We start from the raw sequence: 17,021 nt of genomic DNA on the forward strand, positions 1-17,021 counted from the left end.
GCTCCAGCTCTCTCCCGTCTCTTTCGAGGAAGCGGCACTCCGATGGCCAACGAAGACAAGCTCCGCGACTACCTCAAGCGGGTCATGGCTGATCTCCACGACACCCGCCGCCGACTCAGCGAGGCCCAGTCCCAGGAACTGGAGCCGGTGGCGATCGTGGCGATGAGCTGCCGGTTGCCGGGCGGGGTGCGCAACCCCGACGACCTGTGGGAGCTGTTGCGGGACGGCCGGGACGCCGTCGCGCCCTTCCCCGACGACCGGGGCTGGGACCTGGAGCGCCTCTACCACCCCGACCCCGACCACCCGGGCACCTCGTACGCCCGGGAGGGCGGGTTCGTCGACGGGGCCGGCGACTTCGACTCCGCCTTCTTCGGCATCTCGCCGCGCGAGGCGCTGACCATGGACCCCCAGCAGCGGCTGCTGCTGGAGACCTCCTGGGAGGCGGTAGAGGCCGCCGGCATCGACCCCGCCTCGCTGCGCGGCAGCCGGACCGGGGTGTTCGTCGGCACCAACGGGCAGGACTACGGCACCCTGCTGATGATGTCGCCCGACGGCGACGAAGGGCACTCGATGACCGGGGGCGCGGCGGCCGTCGCGTCGGGCCGGGTGTCGTACGCCCTCGGGCTCGAAGGACCGGCCGTATCCATCGACACGGCCTGCTCGTCGTCGCTGGTGGCGCTGCACCTCGCCGTACAGGCGCTGCGGGCGGGGGAGTGCGACCTGGCGCTGGCCGGCGGGGTGACCGTGATGGCCACCCCGGGCCTCTACATCGGATCCAGCCGGCAGCGCGCACTCTCCACCGACGGGCGCTGCCGGTCGTTCGCCGCCGCCGCCGACGGCGCCGGGTTCTCCGAGGGGGTCGGCTGGCTGCTGGTCGAGCGGCTGTCGGACGCCCGCCGCAACGGCCACCGCGTCCTGGCTGTGGTCCGCGGCACCGCCGTCAACCAGGACGGCGCGTCGAACGGGCTGACCGCGCCCAACGGGCCGGCCCAGCAGCGGGTCATCAGCCAGGCACTCACCTCCGCCCGGCTCTCCACCGCCGACGTCGACGTGGTGGAGGCGCACGGCACCGGCACCAGGCTGGGCGACCCGATCGAGGCGCAGGCGCTCATCGCCACGTACGGGCAGGACCGTGACGAGGCACCGCCACTGCTGCTCGGCTCGGTGAAGTCGAACATCGGCCATGCCCAGGCCGCCGCGGGCGTGGCCGGCGTGATCAAGCTGGTGCTCGCCATCCGGCACGGCCTCGTGCCGGCGACGCTGCACGTCGACGCGCCGTCGCCGCACGTCGACTGGACGGCCGGCGCGGTGGAACTGGTGACGCAGGCCCGCCCGTGGCCCGAGACGGGCCGGGTACGCCGGGGCGCCGTCTCCTCGTTCGGCATCTCCGGCACCAACGCTCACGTGATCATCGAGCAGTCGGCTGAGCCGGTCGAGTCGGATGCGGGTGGGCGTGGGGCGGGGTTGGTCGCTTCGGATGTGGTGGCCTGGCCGGTGTCGGCGCGGTCGGGGACGGCGTTGGCCGGTCAGGTTGCCCGGCTTGCGCGGCACGTGCGTGAGCGGGGTGGGATCGATCCGGTGGAGGTGGGCTGGTCGTTGGCGGCTACCCGGTCGGCGTTCGACCATCGCGTCGTTGTCGTCGGGTCGTCCGTCGAGGGGTTGCTTGCCGGGCTGGATGCCTTCGCTGCCGGTCAGCCGGCGGGGAACGTGGTCACGGGGGTGGCGTCGAGTCCGGGTGCGGGTCCGGTCTTCGTGTTTCCGGGTCAGGGCGCGCAGTCGGCGCGGATGGCGGCGGGGCTGGTGGGTCGTACGCCGGTGTTCGACGAGTGTCTGGCGGAGTGCCGGCGGGCGTTGGCGCCGTATCTCGATGTGGATCTCGTGTCGGTGCTCACGGGCGAGGACGAGTCGTGGCTGGACCGGGTCGAGGTGGTGCAGCCGGTGCTGTGGGCCGTCGGTGTCGCTCTGGCAGCGGTGTGGCGTGCGGCGGGTGTGGTTCCGGACGCGGTGATCGGTCACTCGCAGGGTGAGATCGGCGCGGCGTGTGTGGCGGGCATTCTGAGCCTGGAGGACGCGGCGCGGACGGTGGCGTTGCGGTCGCGTGCGCTGGCGGTGCTGCGGGGTACCGGGACGATGGCGTCGGTGGACCTGTCGGCCGAGGCGGTGGCCGAGCGGCTGCCCGCGTTCCCGGGTGTCGGGGTCGCGGCGGTCAACGGCCCGTCCACCGTCGTGGTGTCGGGTCCTCCGGAGCACGTCGCCGGCCTTGTCCAGGCGTGCGGGGCCGAGGGTGTTCGTGCCCGGCTGATCCCCGTGGACTACGCGTCGCATTCGCCCGCGGTGCAGGAGGTCGCCGAGCAGCTTCGGGCGGACCTGGCCGGTGTCGGTCCGCGGGCCGGTCACACCCGGCTCGTGTCCACTCTCACCGGGGACTGGGTGGATCCGGCGGTGATGACCGCTGACTACTGGTACGACAACCTGCGGCAGACTGTGCTCTTCGACGCGGCCGTGCGGACGGCTGTGGCTGCCGGGCACACCACGTTCGTCGAGATCAGCCCGCATCCGGTGCTGACGATGCCGGTCACCGCGATCCTTGACGACGCCGGTGTGAGCGGGCACACCATCGGCAGTCTGCGTCGTGGTGACGACGACGCGACCCGGCTGCTGACCAACCTCGCCACCGCGTACGCCGTCGGCCTGCCCGTCGACCTGACGAGGGTGCTGCCCGCCGCGGCCACCGTCGACCTGCCCACGTACGCCTTCGACCACCACCGGTACTGGCCCGCGCCGCCGCTCTTCCTCACCGCGGCCGACGCGGCCCCGGACATCGACCGCTGGCGCTACCGGGTCACCTGGCGGGCCCTGCCCGACCTGCCGCTGACCTGGCTCGCCGGCACCTGGCTCGTGCCGGTGCCCGCGGCGCTGGGCGACGACCCGCTGGTCACCGACGTGCTGTCGGCCCTGGGCAACTTCGGCGCGGACGTCGTCCCGGTGGAGCTGGACGTCACACACGACCCGGCGGCGCTGGCCGAGCGGCTGAGCGCCGCGCTCACCGGCCCGGACGGACCCGTCGCCGTGCTCTCGCTGCTGGGTCTGGACGAGCGGGCGCACCCGGAGCACCCGGCCACCTCGCTGGCCGTCTCGGGCACCGCCCTGCTGGTGCAGGCGCTCGGGCTGCTCGGCGTCGAGGCGCCGCTGTGGTGCGCCACCCGGGGAGCCGTCGTGGCCTGCGCCGACGACCCGGCGCCGCGCCCCGCCGCCGCCTCCGTCTGGGGGCTCGGCCGCGCCGTCGCCCTGGAACACCCCGCCCGCTGGGGCGGCCTGCTCGACCTGCCCGACGTGCTCGACGCGCAGGCCGGCGCGCTGCTCTGCGCGGCGCTCGGCGCCAGCGGTGGCGAAGACGCCTTCGGCGACGACGGCGCGGAGCAGTCCGGCCGGGGCGAGGACCAGCTCGCCGTCCGCGCCTCCGGCGTCTTCGTCCGCCGCCTCACCCGGATCACCGAACCCGAGCCGGTCGAGTCCGGCGACGCGGACGACACCCGGCGGATGCACGGCACCGTGCTGATCACCGGTGGCACCGGCGGACTGGGCGGGCATCTGGCCCGCTGGGCGGGCCGCTCCGGCGCCGCGCACGTCCTGCTGGCCAGCCGGCGCGGCCCGGACGCCCCGGGCGCCGCCGAGCTGGAGGCGGAGCTGACCGGTCTCGGCGTACGGGTCACAGTGGCTCGCTGCGACGTCGCCGACCGGGCACAGGTGGCCGACCTGCTCGCCGCCGTCCCCGCCGACGCCCCGCTGAGCGCCGTGCTGCACACCGCCGCCGTCCTCGACGACGGCATCGTCGACACCGTCACCGCGCAGCGCCTGCACACCGTCGCCGCGTCGAAGTGCGTCGCCGCGCTGCACCTGGACGAGCTGACCCGCGACCTCGACCTGGACGCCTTCGTGCTCTTCTCCTCGGTGGCCGGAACCACCGGCAACGCCGGGCAGGGCGCGTACGGGGCGGCCAACGCCTTCCTCGACGCCCTCGCCGAGCGGCGCCGGGCCGAGGGACTGCCGGCCCTCTCGGTGGCCTGGGGCGCCTGGCGCGGGGCCGGCCTGCCCGCCGAGAACGAACGCGCCCAGGAACGGCTGCGCCGGGGCGGCATGATCGGCATGGACCCGGAACTGGCCGTCGAGGCCCTCGCCCGGGCGCTGCGCCGCGACGAGCCCACCACAGTCGTCGCCGACATCGACTGGGCCCGTTTCGCCCCCGCGTTCACCCTGGTACGGCCCAGCCCGCTGATCGGCGACCTCGCCGAGGCCCAGGAGGCGACGCAGCCGGCCGGGCAGCAGGAGGCCGCCGAGGAGGAGACGGGCGTACCGTCGGCCCTCGCCCGGCGGCTCGCCGCGCTCGCGCCGGGGGAGCGCACCGCGACACTGCTGGAGCTGGTGCGGCAGTGCGCGGCGACGGCCCTCGGCTACGGCGCCGCCGACGACATCCCGGCCACCCAGCCCTTCCGCGACCTCGGCCTGGATTCGCTGACGGCAGTCGACATGCGCAACTTCCTGGCCGCCGCCACCGACCTGCGGCTGCCCGCGACGCTCGCCTTCGACTATCCGAACCCGACGGTGCTCGCCGCGCACCTCGGCGAACTGCTCACCGGGATCGTCCCCGACGCGACCACCCCCGCCCCGGCCGCCGCGGCCGAGGACGACGACCCGATCGCCATCGTGGCGATGAGCTGCCGCCTGCCCGGTGGGGCGGACACCCCGGAGCAACTGTGGCAGCTCCTCGCCGCCGGCGGCGACGCCATCGGGGAGTTCCCCACCGACCGGGGCTGGGACCTGGACCGGCTCTTCGACTCCGACCCGGAGAAGGAGGGCACCAGCTACGCCCGTGAGGGCGGCTTCGTCACCGGCGCCACCGACTTCGACGCCGGCTTCTTCGGCATCAGCCCCCGCGAGGCCCTCGCCATGGACCCGCAGCAGCGGCTGCTGCTGGAGGCGTCCTGGGAGGCGGTCGAGCGGGCCGGGATCGACCCGCACACGCTGCGCGGCAGCGCCACCGGCGTATTCGTCGGCACCAACTACCAGGACTACCGCAACCTGATGTTCAGCGCCGAGGGCGCCGAGGGGCACCTGATGACCGGCAACGCCGGCAGCGTCCTGTCGGGCCGGGTGTCGTACACCCTCGGGCTGGAGGGGCCCGCCGTCTCGGTCGACACCGCCTGCTCGTCGTCGCTGGTCGCGCTGCACTGGGCCTGCCAGGCGCTGCGCCGCTCGGAGTGCTCACTCGCCCTGGTCGGCGGCGTGACCGTCATGTCCACCCCCGGGGTGTTCGTCGGCTTCAGCCGGCAGCGGGGCCTCGCCCCGGACAGCCGGGTCAAGGCGTTCGCCTCCGCCGCCGACGGCACCGGCTGGGGCGAGGGCCTCGGCCTGCTGCTCGTCGAGCGGCTCTCCGACGCCCGCCGCAACGGTCACCCGGTGCTCGCGGTCATCCGGGGCAGCGCCGTCAACCAGGACGGCGCTTCCAACGGCCTCACCGCCCCGAACGGGCCGTCGCAGCAGCGGGTGATCCGGCAGGCGCTCGCCAACGCCGGCCTCGCCCCGGCCGACGTGGACGCCGTCGAGGCGCACGGCACCGGCACGAAGCTCGGCGACCCGATCGAGGCGCAGGCCCTGCTCGCCACGTACGGCCGGGAGCGGCCCGCCGAGCAGCCGCTCTGGCTCGGCTCGATCAAGTCGAACATCGGTCACACCCAGGCCGCCGCCGGTGTCGCCGGGATCATCAAGATGGTGCTGGCGCTGCGGCACGGCTACCTGCCGCAGACCCTGCACGTGGACGAGCCGACCGACCAGGTGGACTGGAGCGTCGGTGCGGTCGAACTGCTCCGCGAGGGCCGCCCCTGGCCGGTCACCGACCACCCGCGCCGCGCCGCCGTCTCCTCGTTCGGCATCAGCGGCACCAACGCGCACACCATCCTGGAGCAGGCCCCGGAGCCGGTCGAAGCCGAGCAGCCGACCGGTGACCCGGCGCGGCTGCCGGTGGTGCCGGTGCTGCTGTCGGGCCGTTCGGGGCTCGCGCTGGCCGCCCAGGCGCAGCGCTGGTCCGAGCAGCTCACCGGGCTGGAGGCGCCACGTACGGTCGACGTCGGCTGGTCGTCGGCCGTCGCCCGGGCCGCCCTGGAACACCGGGCCGTCGTGCTGGCCACCGACCGGATCGCGCTGGGCGCCGGGCTGCGCGCCCTCGGCGCCGGCGAGGACGCGCCGCTGGTGGTCACCGGCGTGGCGGTGCCCCGGCCGAAGGTGGCGTACCTGTTCTCGGGACAGGGCGCCCAGCGGGCCGGGATGGGTCGCGAGCTGGCCGAGGCGTTCCCCGTCTTCGCCGCCGCCCTGGACGAGGCCTGCGCCGCCCTCGACGCGCACCTGCCCCGCCCGCTCAGGCCACTGCTCTTCGCCGAGCCCGGCACGCATGAGGCCGAGGCGCTGGACCGCACCGAATTCACCCAGCCGGCGCTGTTCGCCGTGGAGGTGGCGCTGTTCCGGCTGTTCGAGGCGTGGGGGGTCCGCCCCGACGCCGTCGCCGGGCACTCGATCGGCGAGATCGCGGCCGCCCACGCCGCCGGTGTGCTCTCCCTGGCCGACGCCGCCGAGCTGGTCGCCGCCCGGGGCCGGCTGATGCAGGCGCTGCCGGCCGGGGGCGCGATGCTCGCCGTCGCCGCCACCGAGGCCGAGGTGACCGCCACGCTCGGTGAGCGGGCCGACCGGGTCTCCGTCGCGGCCGTCAACGGCCCCGCCGCGGTCGTGGTGTCCGGGGCCGGCGACGCCGTCGAGGAACTGGCCGCCCAGTGGGCCGCCCGGGGTGTCCGGGTCCGGCGCCTGGCGGTCAGCCACGCGTTCCACAGTCCGCTGATGGATCCGGTGCTCGACGACCTCGCCGCCGTCGCCGGACGGCTGCGGTACGCGGCTCCGAGCATCCCGATGGTCTCCACCGTCACCGGCGCGCCGGTCGACGCGGCGGAGATCGGCGCGCCCGGCTACTGGGTGCGCCACGCCCGCGAGGCGGTACGCTTCGCCGACGCCGTCGTGGCACTGCGCGAGCGCAACGTCACCGGCTACGTCGAGATCGGCCCGGACGGGGTGCTCACCGCCCTCGCCCAGGCCGTCCTGGCCGAGGCCCCGGCCGGCGGCCGGGCCCCACTGGTGGTGCCCGCCCTGCGCCGGGACCGCGCCGAGCCGAGCACCCTGCTGCGCGCGCTCGCCGCGCTGCACACCCACGGCGTCTCCCCGGACTGGTCCGCCGTCTACGCCGGTACCGGCGCCCAGCGGGTCGAGCTGCCCACCTACGCGTTCGACCGGCAGCGCTACTGGCCGGAGCCGCCGCCGTGGGCCGCCCTCGTGGCCGCCGACGAGGCCACCGAGGTCGAGCGCCGCTTCTGGGCCGCGGTCGAGGCCGAGGACCTGGAGTCGCTGGCCCGCGACCTCGACGTGCACCGCGACCAGCCGTTCGGCACCGTGCTGCCCGCCCTGTCGGCGTGGCGCCGGCGCGGCCGGGAGCAGGCCCTGGTCGACGGCACCCGCTACCGGGCGGTCTGGGAGCCCATCGCGGAGACCTCGCAGGAGCAGGACCCCGGCCGGTGGCTGGTGCTGCTGCCCGCCGACCGGGCCGACGACCCCGACCTGCACTCCTGCACCTGGGCCCTGGGCGCCGAGGTGAGCATCGTGCCCGTGGACACCGCCGCCGACTCCGAGGAGCTGTGCGGCGGGTTCGCCGACGTGCTCACCGAGGCGCTCGGCGCGGGCGACGGGCCGCTGTCGATCCTGTCCTTCCTCGGCCTGGACGACGCCCCGCACGCCGAGCACCCGGCGCTGCCGCGCGGCCTCGCCGCGACCGTGCACCTGCTCCAGCAGCTCGTCGACCTCGACGCCTCGGTCCGGCTCTGGTGCGTCACCCAGGGCGCCGTCGGCCTCGGCGACGGCGACGCCCCGGCCAACCCGCGGCAGGCGATGCTGTGGGGCCTGGGCCGGGTGGCCGCGCTGGAGCAGCCCGCCCGCTGGGCCGGGCTGGTCGACCTGCCCACTGACCTGGAGCCGTGGACGGCGATGCGTCTCGGCGGCATCCTCACCGGCGGCGGCGTGGAGGACCAGCTCGCCGTCCGCGAGTCCGGGGTGCTGGTGCGGCGGCTCGTACCGGCCACCACCACCGACGGGGAACTCACGCCGTGGCAGCCCCGGGGCACGGTGCTGATCACCGGCGGCGCCGGTGCGCTCGGTGGGCACGTGGCCCGCTGGGTGGCCGCCGAGGGCGCGCAACGGGTGGTGCTGACCAGCCGGCGGGGGACCGGCACCCCGGGCGCCGCCGAGCTGATCTCCGAGCTGGCCGGGCTCGGCGTGGACTGCCGGGTGGTCCGCTGCGACGCCGCCGACCGCGCCGCCGTCACCGACCTCCTGGCCGATCTCCGGCGGGAGGGGCCGCCGCTGCGCGCGGTGGTGCACGCCGCGGGTGTCAGCGAGGTGGTGCCGCTGGCCGACACCACCCTGGAGGACCTGGCGTACGTCATCGCCCCGAAGGTCTGCGGCGCCGAACACCTCGACGAGCTGCTCGGCGACGCCGAACTGGACGCGTTCGTGCTCTTCTCGTCCATCGCGGCGGTGTGGGGCAGCGGCGGACAGGGCGCGTACGCGGCCGGTAACACCTACCTGGACGCGCTCGCCGAGCGGCGACGCGGCCAGGGCCGGGCGGCCACCTCCATCGCCTGGGGACCGTGGACCGAGTCGGGCATGTACACCGAGGGTGCGGCGGAGCAACTGCGCCGCCGCGGCCTCCAGGTGATGCCGCCCGGCGTGGCGATGGCCGGGCTGCGGCACGCCCTGGCGGTCGGCGACAGCTGCGTCACCGTCGCCGACGTCGACTGGGCCACCTTCCAGCCGCTGTTCACCTCGCTGCGGCCCAGTCCGCTGCTGGCCGACCTGCCGGCCGTACGCGGGCTGGCCGCCGCCCCCGCCGAGGCGCCGGAGGCGGTCGCGCCCGGCGCCCGGGACCTGCTCGCCGGGCTGCGGGCGCTGCCGGACGACGAGCGGCGGGCCGCACTGCTGGAGATGGTGCGGGTCGACGCGGCGAAGGTGCTCGGCCACCCCTCCGCCGACGCGATCGAGACCGACCGGGGCTTCCTGGACCTCGGCTTCGACTCGCTCACGGCGGTGGAACTGCGCAACCTGCTCACCGCGGCGACCGGGCACGACCTGCCCACCACCGTCGTCTTCGACTACCCCACCCCGGACGGCCTGGCCGGCCACCTGTACGAGCAGCTCTTCGCGGGCGCTGCGGGGGACGACGGCGACGGCGGCGACGAGGAGTCCGTGCGCCGGGCCCTCGCCGCGATCCCGCTCGACGAGCTGCGGCAGGCGGGCCTGCTCGACCAGCTGCTCCAGCTGGCCCGTACGAGTGCCGGCACGCCGGCCGTGGCGTCCGCTGCCCCGGTCACGCCGTCCGCACCCGAGACCCAGATCCGCGAACTCGACGTCGCCGGCCTGGTCCGGATGGCCCTGGAAGGCTCCGACTCGTGACCCGGCCGGCCCTGAGGAGCGCCCGATGAATGTTTCCCTGGACGAGGTCGTCGGCGCGCTGCGTGCGTCCCTGCTCGACAACCAGAAGCTCAAGCAGCAGAACCAGCAGCTCACCGCCGCGCTCAGCGAACCGGTGGCGATCATCGGCATGAGCTGCCGGTTCCCCGGCGGTGTCGGGTCACCCGAGCAACTGTGGGACCTGGTGGCCGCCGGCGGCGACGCGATGTCGGCGTTCCCGGACGACCGGGGCTGGAACCTGGGCGCGCTCTACGACCCGGACCCCGACCCCGACAGCCGGGGCACGTCGTACGTGCGTGAGGGCGGGTTCCTCTACTCCGCCGGGGACTTCGACCCGGCGTTCTTCGGCATCAGCCCCCGCGAGGCCCTCGCCATGGACCCGCAGCAGCGGCTGCTGCTGGAGACCGCCTGGGAGGCGTTCGAGCGGGCCGGCATCGACCCCACCCGGCTGCGCGGCGCGCCCACCGGTGTCTACGCGGCCACCAGCAGCCAGGGTGACTACGCGGCCCTGCTCACCGGGGTCACCGGCGGCGTCGAGGGCTACCTCGGCACCGGCAGCGCCGCAGCCGTGGCGAGCGGCCGGATCTCCTACGCTCTCGGGCTGGAGGGGCCGGCGGTCACCGTGGACACCGCGTGCAGCTCGTCGCTGGTCGCGCTGCACCTCGCCTGCCAGGCGCTGCGGCTGGGCGAATGCACGATGGCGCTGGTCGGCGGGGTGTCGGTGATGGCCACCCCGACCGTCTTCGTGGAGTTCTCCCGGCAGCGGGGCCTGTCCACCGACGGCCGGTGCAAGTCGTTCGCCGCCGCCGCCGACGGCACCGGCTGGTCCGAGGGGGCCGGCATGCTGCTCGTCGAGCGGCTCTCCGACGCCCGCCGCAACGGCCACCCGGTCCTCGCCGTGCTGCGCGGCAGCGCCGTCAACCAGGACGGTGCGAGCAGCGGGCTGACCGCTCCGAACGGCCCGTCGCAGCGCCGGGTGATCCGGCAGGCTCTGGCGAACGCGGGGCTGGGTGCCGACCAGGTCGATGTCGTCGAGGCGCACGGTACGGGCACCACGTTGGGTGACCCGATCGAGGCGCAGGCGCTGATCGCAACGTATGGGCAGGGTCGGTCCGCGGATCGGCCGTTGTGGCTCGGCTCGGTGAAGTCGAACATCGGGCACACCCAGGCGGCGGCGGGTGTGGCCGGGGTGATGAAGATGGTGCTGGCGATGCGGCACGGGGTGCTGCCGCCCACGCTGCACGTGGACGAGCCCACCCCGCACGTCGACTGGTCGGCCGGGGCGGTGTCCCTGCTGACCGGCCCGCAGCCATGGCCGGAGACCGGGCAGCCACGCCGGGCCGCGGTCTCCGCGTTCGGCATCAGCGGCACCAACGCACACGTCGTCATCGAGCAGGCCGCCGCGACGGACACCGACGACGTCCGGCCGGCCGGTACGCCCGCCCCGCCGGTACCGTGGATCGTCTCGGCCCGCTCCGCACCGGCCCTGGCCGGGCAGGCGCGGCGGCTGCTGGCGCATCTGGCCGATCACCCCGATCTGACCCCCGCCGACGTGGCGTACTCGCTGGTCACCACCCGGGCGGCCCTGCCGTACCGGGCAGCGGTGATCGGCGGGGACCGCGACGCGCTGCGGGCCGGCCTGCACGCGGTCGCCGAGGAGCGCGACACCCCCGGCGTGGTGCGAGGCGTGGCCCGCCCGGCCGGCAAGGTCGCGTTCCTCTTCACCGGGCAGGGTGCCCAGCGCCTCGGCATGGGCGCCGAGCTGTGCCGCCGGTTCCCGGTCTTCGCCGCCGCCTTCGACGAGGTGGCCGGGGAGCTGAACCGGCACTTGAGCCGGCCGCTGCGGGAGGTGGTCTTCGCCGAGGCCGACTCGCCCGGCGCGGATCTGCTGGACCGTACCGAGTTCACCCAGCCGGCGCTGTTCGCCTACGAGGTCGCCGCATACCGGCTGGTCACGGCCTGGGGGCTACGCCCGCAGTTCCTGCTCGGCCACTCGGTCGGCGAGCTGGCCGCGGCACACGTCGCCGGGGTGCTGTCGCTGGCCGACGCGGCGACCCTGGTGGCCGCCCGGGCCCGGCTCATGCAGCAGTTGCCGCCCGGCGGGGCGATGCTGGCGGTGCAGGCGTCCGAGGCGGAGGTGGTCCCGCTGCTCGACGAGCGGGTGTCCCTGGCCGCCGTGAACGGCCCCCGGTCGGTGGTGCTCTCCGGCGACGAGGAGGCCGTGCTCGCGGCCGGGCGGCGGCTGTCCGCCGAGGACCGGCGGTCCCGTCGGCTGCGGGTCAGCCACGCGTTCCACTCCGCCCGGATGGACGCCATGCTGGCCGACTTCCGGATCGTCGCGGAGAAGGTCGCGTGGCACCCGCCGAACCTTCCGATCGTCTCCGACCGCACCGGCGAGCCGCTCACCGCCGCCCAGGCCACGGACCCGGGCTACTGGGTCGACCACGTCCGGGACACCGTCCGTTTCCACGCGGGCGTCGCCACCCTCGCCGCCGGCGGCGTCGGAACCTTCGTGGAACTCGGCCCCGACAGCGCCCTGACCGTGCTGGCCCGGGAGTGCCTGCCCGACATGGAACCGGCGGCCTTCGTGCCGCTCGCCCGCCGGGACCAGCCGGAGGCGACCACGCTGCTCGGCGCGCTGGCCGCGGTCGACCTGCGCGGTGCCGGGGTCGACTGGGCGGCTCCCTTCGACGGCAGCGACGCCGCGCGCGTCGAGCTGCCCACCTACGCCTTCCACCGCGAGCGTTTCTGGCCGGACCCGCCCACAGTGGATCTCGTCCCGTCCGCCGCGACCGGAGAGGACGAGGAGTTCTGGGCGGCCGTGGCGCAGGGACGACCGGCCGAGCTGGCCGCCGAGCTCGGCCTGCCCGCCGACCGGCAGGACGCGCTCGCCGACGTGCTGCCCGCCCTCGCCTCCTACCGGGACCGGCGGCGTCGCGGATCGGAGCTGGACGGGCTGCGCTACCGCGCCGACTGGGAACGCGTCGACCTGTCCCCGGCCCGTACCACGCCGACCGGCCGATGCCTGCTGGTGGCCGGGGCCGGCACCGACGCCACCGCGGTGCTCACCGTGCTGCGCGCCGAGGGCCTGGAGCCGACGCTGGTCACGGTCGGAGACGACCTGGACGCCGTCGCCCGGGCCTCGCTCGCCGACGGCACCTGGTCGGTCGTGGTCTCGCTGCTGGCGGCGGAGGACCCGGCGGCCGGCGCGGGAACCGGCGCGCTCGCCGGGACGGCCGCGCTGGTGCGGGCCCTCGCCGCTGCGGGGAACGGCACGCCGATGTGGACCGTGACCCGGGGCGCGGTGGCCGTCGACGCGCACGACGCCGCTCCCGGCGTGGCCGGGGCGTACCTCTGGGGCCTGGGCCGGGTGCTGGCGCTGGAGCAGCCGCGCGTGTGGGGCGGGCTGGTCGACCTGCCGGCGGAGCCGGACGACGTCGCGCTCGCCGCGCTCGCCCGGGTCGTCGCGTCCGGCGGCGACGAGGACCAGGTGGCGGTACGCGCCGGCGGGGTGTATGCCCGGCGGCTCCGCCGGGCCCCGGCCGGCGCCACCGATACGGACTGGCGGCCCCGCGGCGCGGTCCTGGTGCACGGGTCCGCGCAGGTGCGTACCCCGCACCTGCTGCGCTGGCTCGCCGAGCGCGGCGCGTCGCACCTCGTCCTCGTGGGGCCGGTGGCGGATGCCGACCCGCCCGGCCCGGACGTCACAGTCACCGCCGTCGGCGACCTGGACGGGCTGCCCGAGGTGCTGGACCGGCTGGCCGCCACCGGCAGCGAGATCCGCACCGTCCTGCACATCGCCGACTCCGACGGCGCCGGCGACCCGGTGGCGGTGCTGGACCCGCACGAGCTGGCCGACGCCGTGGCCGCCCGTACCGCCGCCGTGGAACTGCTCGGGCGGGCCTGCGCCGGCCTGCCGGTCGACGAGTTCGTCGTCTTCGCCTCGACGGCCGCCGTCTGGGGCAGCGGGGGAGCGGCGGTCGCCGCCGCCGTGGGCGCAGGGCTGGCGGCGCTGGCCGCGGGCTGGCGTGCCGCCGGCCGCCCGGCCACCGTCGTCGCGTGGGTGCCCTGGGCGGACGAGATCACCGACGCGGCGCAGTTGCGCCGCCGGGGGGTCCGGCCGCTGCCCGCCGACGTGGCCCTGTCCGCGCTGGGGCAGGCTCTGGTCCGCGGCGACGACCAACTGGCCGTGGCCGACCTCGACTGGCCCGCGTTCGTGCCGGCCTTCACCGCCGTACGGCCCAGCGCGCTACTGCGCGGCGTGCCCGAGGCGACGGCCGGCGCGGAGCCGGGGGCCGGCGACGCCGCGACCGATCCCGCCCGCGCGCTGCGCGAGCGGCTGGCCGGCGTTCCGGCCGGCGACCGGCACCGGATCCTGCTGGACCTGGTCCGGGCGCGGGCGGCCACCGTCCTCGGGCACGCCTCGCCCAACGCGGTCGAGGCCGACCGGGACTTCCTGGAACTCGGCTTCGACTCGCTGACCGCACTGGAACTGCGCGACGCGCTGCGCCAGGAGACCGCGGTGGAGCTGTCGGCGACCCTGCTCTTCGACCACCCCACCCCTACGGCGCTGGCCGTTCACCTGCTCGGCCAGCTCCTCGGCGCGGACGACGCCGGTGGACCTGCCGGGGAGAGTGCCGGCGGCGGACTGCTCGGCGGGTTGTTCAACCAGCCGAAGGCGCGCGAGGACCCGGCCGGGTATGCCGAACTGCTGGTCAAACTCGCCCAGTTCCGCCCCCGCTTCCGCGAGCCTGCGCAGCTCACCCGCCCGGCCGGTATCCTCCGGCTGGCCGAGGGCGGCGCCCGGGCGCAGTTGGTGTGCTGCTGCACGATGTCGCTGCTCTCCGGCGCGCACGAGTACGCCCGGCTGGCCGCCGGCTTCCGGGGCGTACGTGACGTGTGGGCCCTGCCCAACCCCGGGTTCGGCGTGGGCGAGGAGCTTCCCGCCGACCTCGACGCGCTGCTGCGGGTGCACGCCGACACGGTGCTGCGTACCGTCGGTGCCGGCCCGTTCGTGGTGGCCGGTCACTCCGGTGGTGCGATGGTGGCCAACCTGCTCGCCGGGGAGCTGGAACGCCAGGGCCGCCCGCCGGACGCGGTGGTGCTCATGGACACCTACCCGGCCGACAGCGAGGTGCTCGGCGGGTGGGTGCCGCAGCTTCTCGACGGGATGATCGACCGGGACACCGCGTACACGCCGATGGACGACTGGCGGACGACGGCGTGGGCGGGCTACCTGCCGCTGTTCCTGGACTGGCAGCCGACCGAGATGGCGGCGGCGACCCTGCTGGTGCGGGCCACCGAGCCGCTGGGGGAGTGGGACGGCGAACCGGACGGCTGGCGGTCGCGCTGGCCCTACCCGCACGAGGCTGTCGACGCGGCCGGCGACCACTTCAGCATGGTCGCCGACCGGGGGCCGGAACTCGCCGGCACGGTCCAGCGCTGGCTGGCCGCGCGGGGTCTGTGACCGGTTCCGCCCCTGGCGTGCCCCTAGCGCCCCCTATCGGCACACATACATCTATCGGACCGACGTTCCAGGACGGAGCATGACGACGTGGACGAGGCAGTGGTGGTCACGGAGCTGGTCAAGCGGTACCAGCCCAACATGCCACCGGCGGTGGACGGGCTGAGTTTCTCCGTCGCCGCCGGTGAGGTCTTCGGCCTGCTCGGGCCGAACGGTGCGGGCAAGACGACGACGATCGGGGTGCTGACCACACGGGTGCGGGCCACCTCGGGCCGGGCCCGGGTGTGCGGCGCGGACGTGATCGGCTCGCCCGCCGCCGCCCGGCAGTTGCTGGCGGTCGTACCGCAGCGGGTGAACCTGGACCGGGCGCTGACCGTCCGGCAGAACCTGCTGTTCCACGCGGCCTACCACCGGGTGCCCCGGGCGCAGCGCATCCGGCGGGCGGACGAGTTGCTGGACCAGATGGGGCTCAAGGACTTCGCGAACCACCGCACCGACTTCCTGTCGGGCGGCCTCGCCCAGCGGACGATGATCGCCCGCGCGCTGATGCACTCGCCCCGGGTGCTCTTCCTCGACGAGCCGTCGGCGGGCCTCGACCCGCAGTCCCGGCTCTTCGTGCACGACCGGATCGCCGAGCTGAAACGGGACGGCGTGACAGTGGTGGTCACCACGCACGACATGGACGAGGCGGAGAAGCTCTGCGACCGGGTCGGCATCGTCGACCACGGCAAGCTGCTCACCATGGACACGCCGTCCGCGCTGACCCGTACGCTGCCGGGCAGCAGCACCCTGACCCTCGTGGTGACCCCCGGCGCCTCCGCCGAGGAGGTGCGGGCCGCGCTCGATGCGATCCCCGACGTGGAGCAGGTGGAACACTTCAAGATGACCGCCAAGGCGCCCGTCGCCGCGCCGGCGTTTCCCGGCATGCCGGCGATGCCGATGCCCGCCCCGGTCCCGGACGCGCCCGCCGACTCGGACGCCCCCCTGTCCTTCCGGGTATACACCAGCGGTCAGCCGGCCAACGCCATCCCGATGGCGATGAAGATCCTCGCCGACCTGGGTTGCGAGGTTCGTGACCTCAACATCGGCCAGCCCAGTCTGGAAGATGTCTTCATCCACCTGACCGGAAGGGAACTTCGGTGAGCGTCACCGCCCCCGCCCCCCCGTCCGCGCCGTCACCGCCCGCGGCGCCGCCGCCGGTGCGCGCGCTGGACCAGCTCGCCACCTTCCGCGCGGTGCTCTCGCGTGACCTGTTCGTCACCGGCCGGGAGCTGATCGGCTTCCTGCTCCAGGTCTTCATCCAGCCGCTGTTCATGCTGCTGATCTTCGGCAAGGTGCTCAGCGACCTGGGCTACGCCAGCGACGACTTCTCCAACGTGCTGCTGCCCGGCGTCATCGCGCTGAACGCCTTCCTGATCGGCCTGGAGAACACCGCGCTGCCGATGATGATGGACTTCTCCTTCACCCGGGAGATCGAGGACCGCCTCCTGGCGCCCATGGCGACCCCGCTGGTGGCGCTGGAGAAGATCGTTTTCGGGGGCATCCGTGGCCTGATCGCCGGTGTGGTGCTGATCCCGGTCGGCATGCTCATGCTCGGCGTCACCTGGCCCTGGGCGGTGGTGCTCAAGGTGGTCGGGGTGTTGGCGATCGGCGCGCTGGTCGGCGCGGCGGTCGGTCTCGCCTTCGGCACCCTGGTGCCCACGCAGCACATCCAGATCATGTTCACCGTGGTGATGACCCCGATCATGTTCACCGGCGCCACCCAGTTCCCGCTGCTCGGCCTGGACTCGCTGCGCTGGTATCAGGTGATCTGTTCGCTGAACCCGCTGACCTACATCAGCGAGGCGACCCGGTCGCTCGTCGGCCCGCCGGGGGTCGAGTCGCTGCCGCTCTGGCTGTGCATGTGTGTCCTCACCGGGGTCTTCGTGGTGTTCTCGGCGATCGGCATGCGTGGCTTCATGCGCCGCGCCATGGACTGACCGCCCGGACACGATCCGCC

Annotated in this window: 4 protein-coding genes; all 4 read left to right on the forward strand. The window is 75.1% G+C overall.

Translation table 11 applies throughout. From position 1 onward, the window contains the following. The first annotated feature begins 42 nt into the window (after positions 1-42). The 4 genes from O7542_RS06070 (at position 43) to O7542_RS06085 (ending at position 17,001) form a co-directional block, all read left to right on the forward strand. A complete protein-coding gene (locus O7542_RS06070; RefSeq protein WP_281605827.1) occupies positions 43-9,540 on the forward strand; it encodes a type I polyketide synthase in 9,498 nt (3,165 codons plus the stop codon). Between the two features lie 25 nt (positions 9,541-9,565). Next, positions 9,566-15,025 carry a type I polyketide synthase gene (locus tag O7542_RS06075; protein WP_166456126.1) on the forward strand — a complete coding sequence of 1,820 codons (5,460 nt, stop codon included), beginning with the start codon at positions 9,566-9,568 and terminating at the stop codon, positions 15,023-15,025. Positions 15,026-15,112: 87 nt separating this feature from the next. Next, positions 15,113-16,165, forward strand: coding sequence for an ABC transporter ATP-binding protein (locus O7542_RS06080; RefSeq protein ID WP_166456127.1), 1,053 nt, complete (start codon positions 15,113-15,115; stop codon positions 16,163-16,165). Continuing rightward, positions 16,162-17,001 (forward strand): ABC transporter permease, encoded by an 840-nt coding sequence (locus tag O7542_RS06085; RefSeq protein WP_043322806.1) that lies wholly within the window; start codon positions 16,162-16,164, stop codon positions 16,999-17,001. The genes O7542_RS06080 and O7542_RS06085 overlap by 4 nt, the downstream gene beginning before the upstream one ends. Positions 17,002-17,021: the final 20 nt, after the last annotated feature.

Source organism: Micromonospora sp. WMMC264 (genome assembly GCF_027497275.1).
Classification (GTDB): domain Bacteria; phylum Actinomycetota; class Actinomycetes; order Mycobacteriales; family Micromonosporaceae; genus Micromonospora; species Micromonospora chalcea.

Coding starts and splice junctions, on each gene's coding strand:
- O7542_RS06070 (WP_281605827.1), top strand. CDS start 43: ATGGCCAACGAAGACAAGCTCCGCGACTACCTCAAGCGGGTCATGGCT.
- O7542_RS06075 (WP_166456126.1), top strand. CDS start 9,566: ATGAATGTTTCCCTGGACGAGGTCGTCGGCGCGCTGCGTGCGTCCCTG.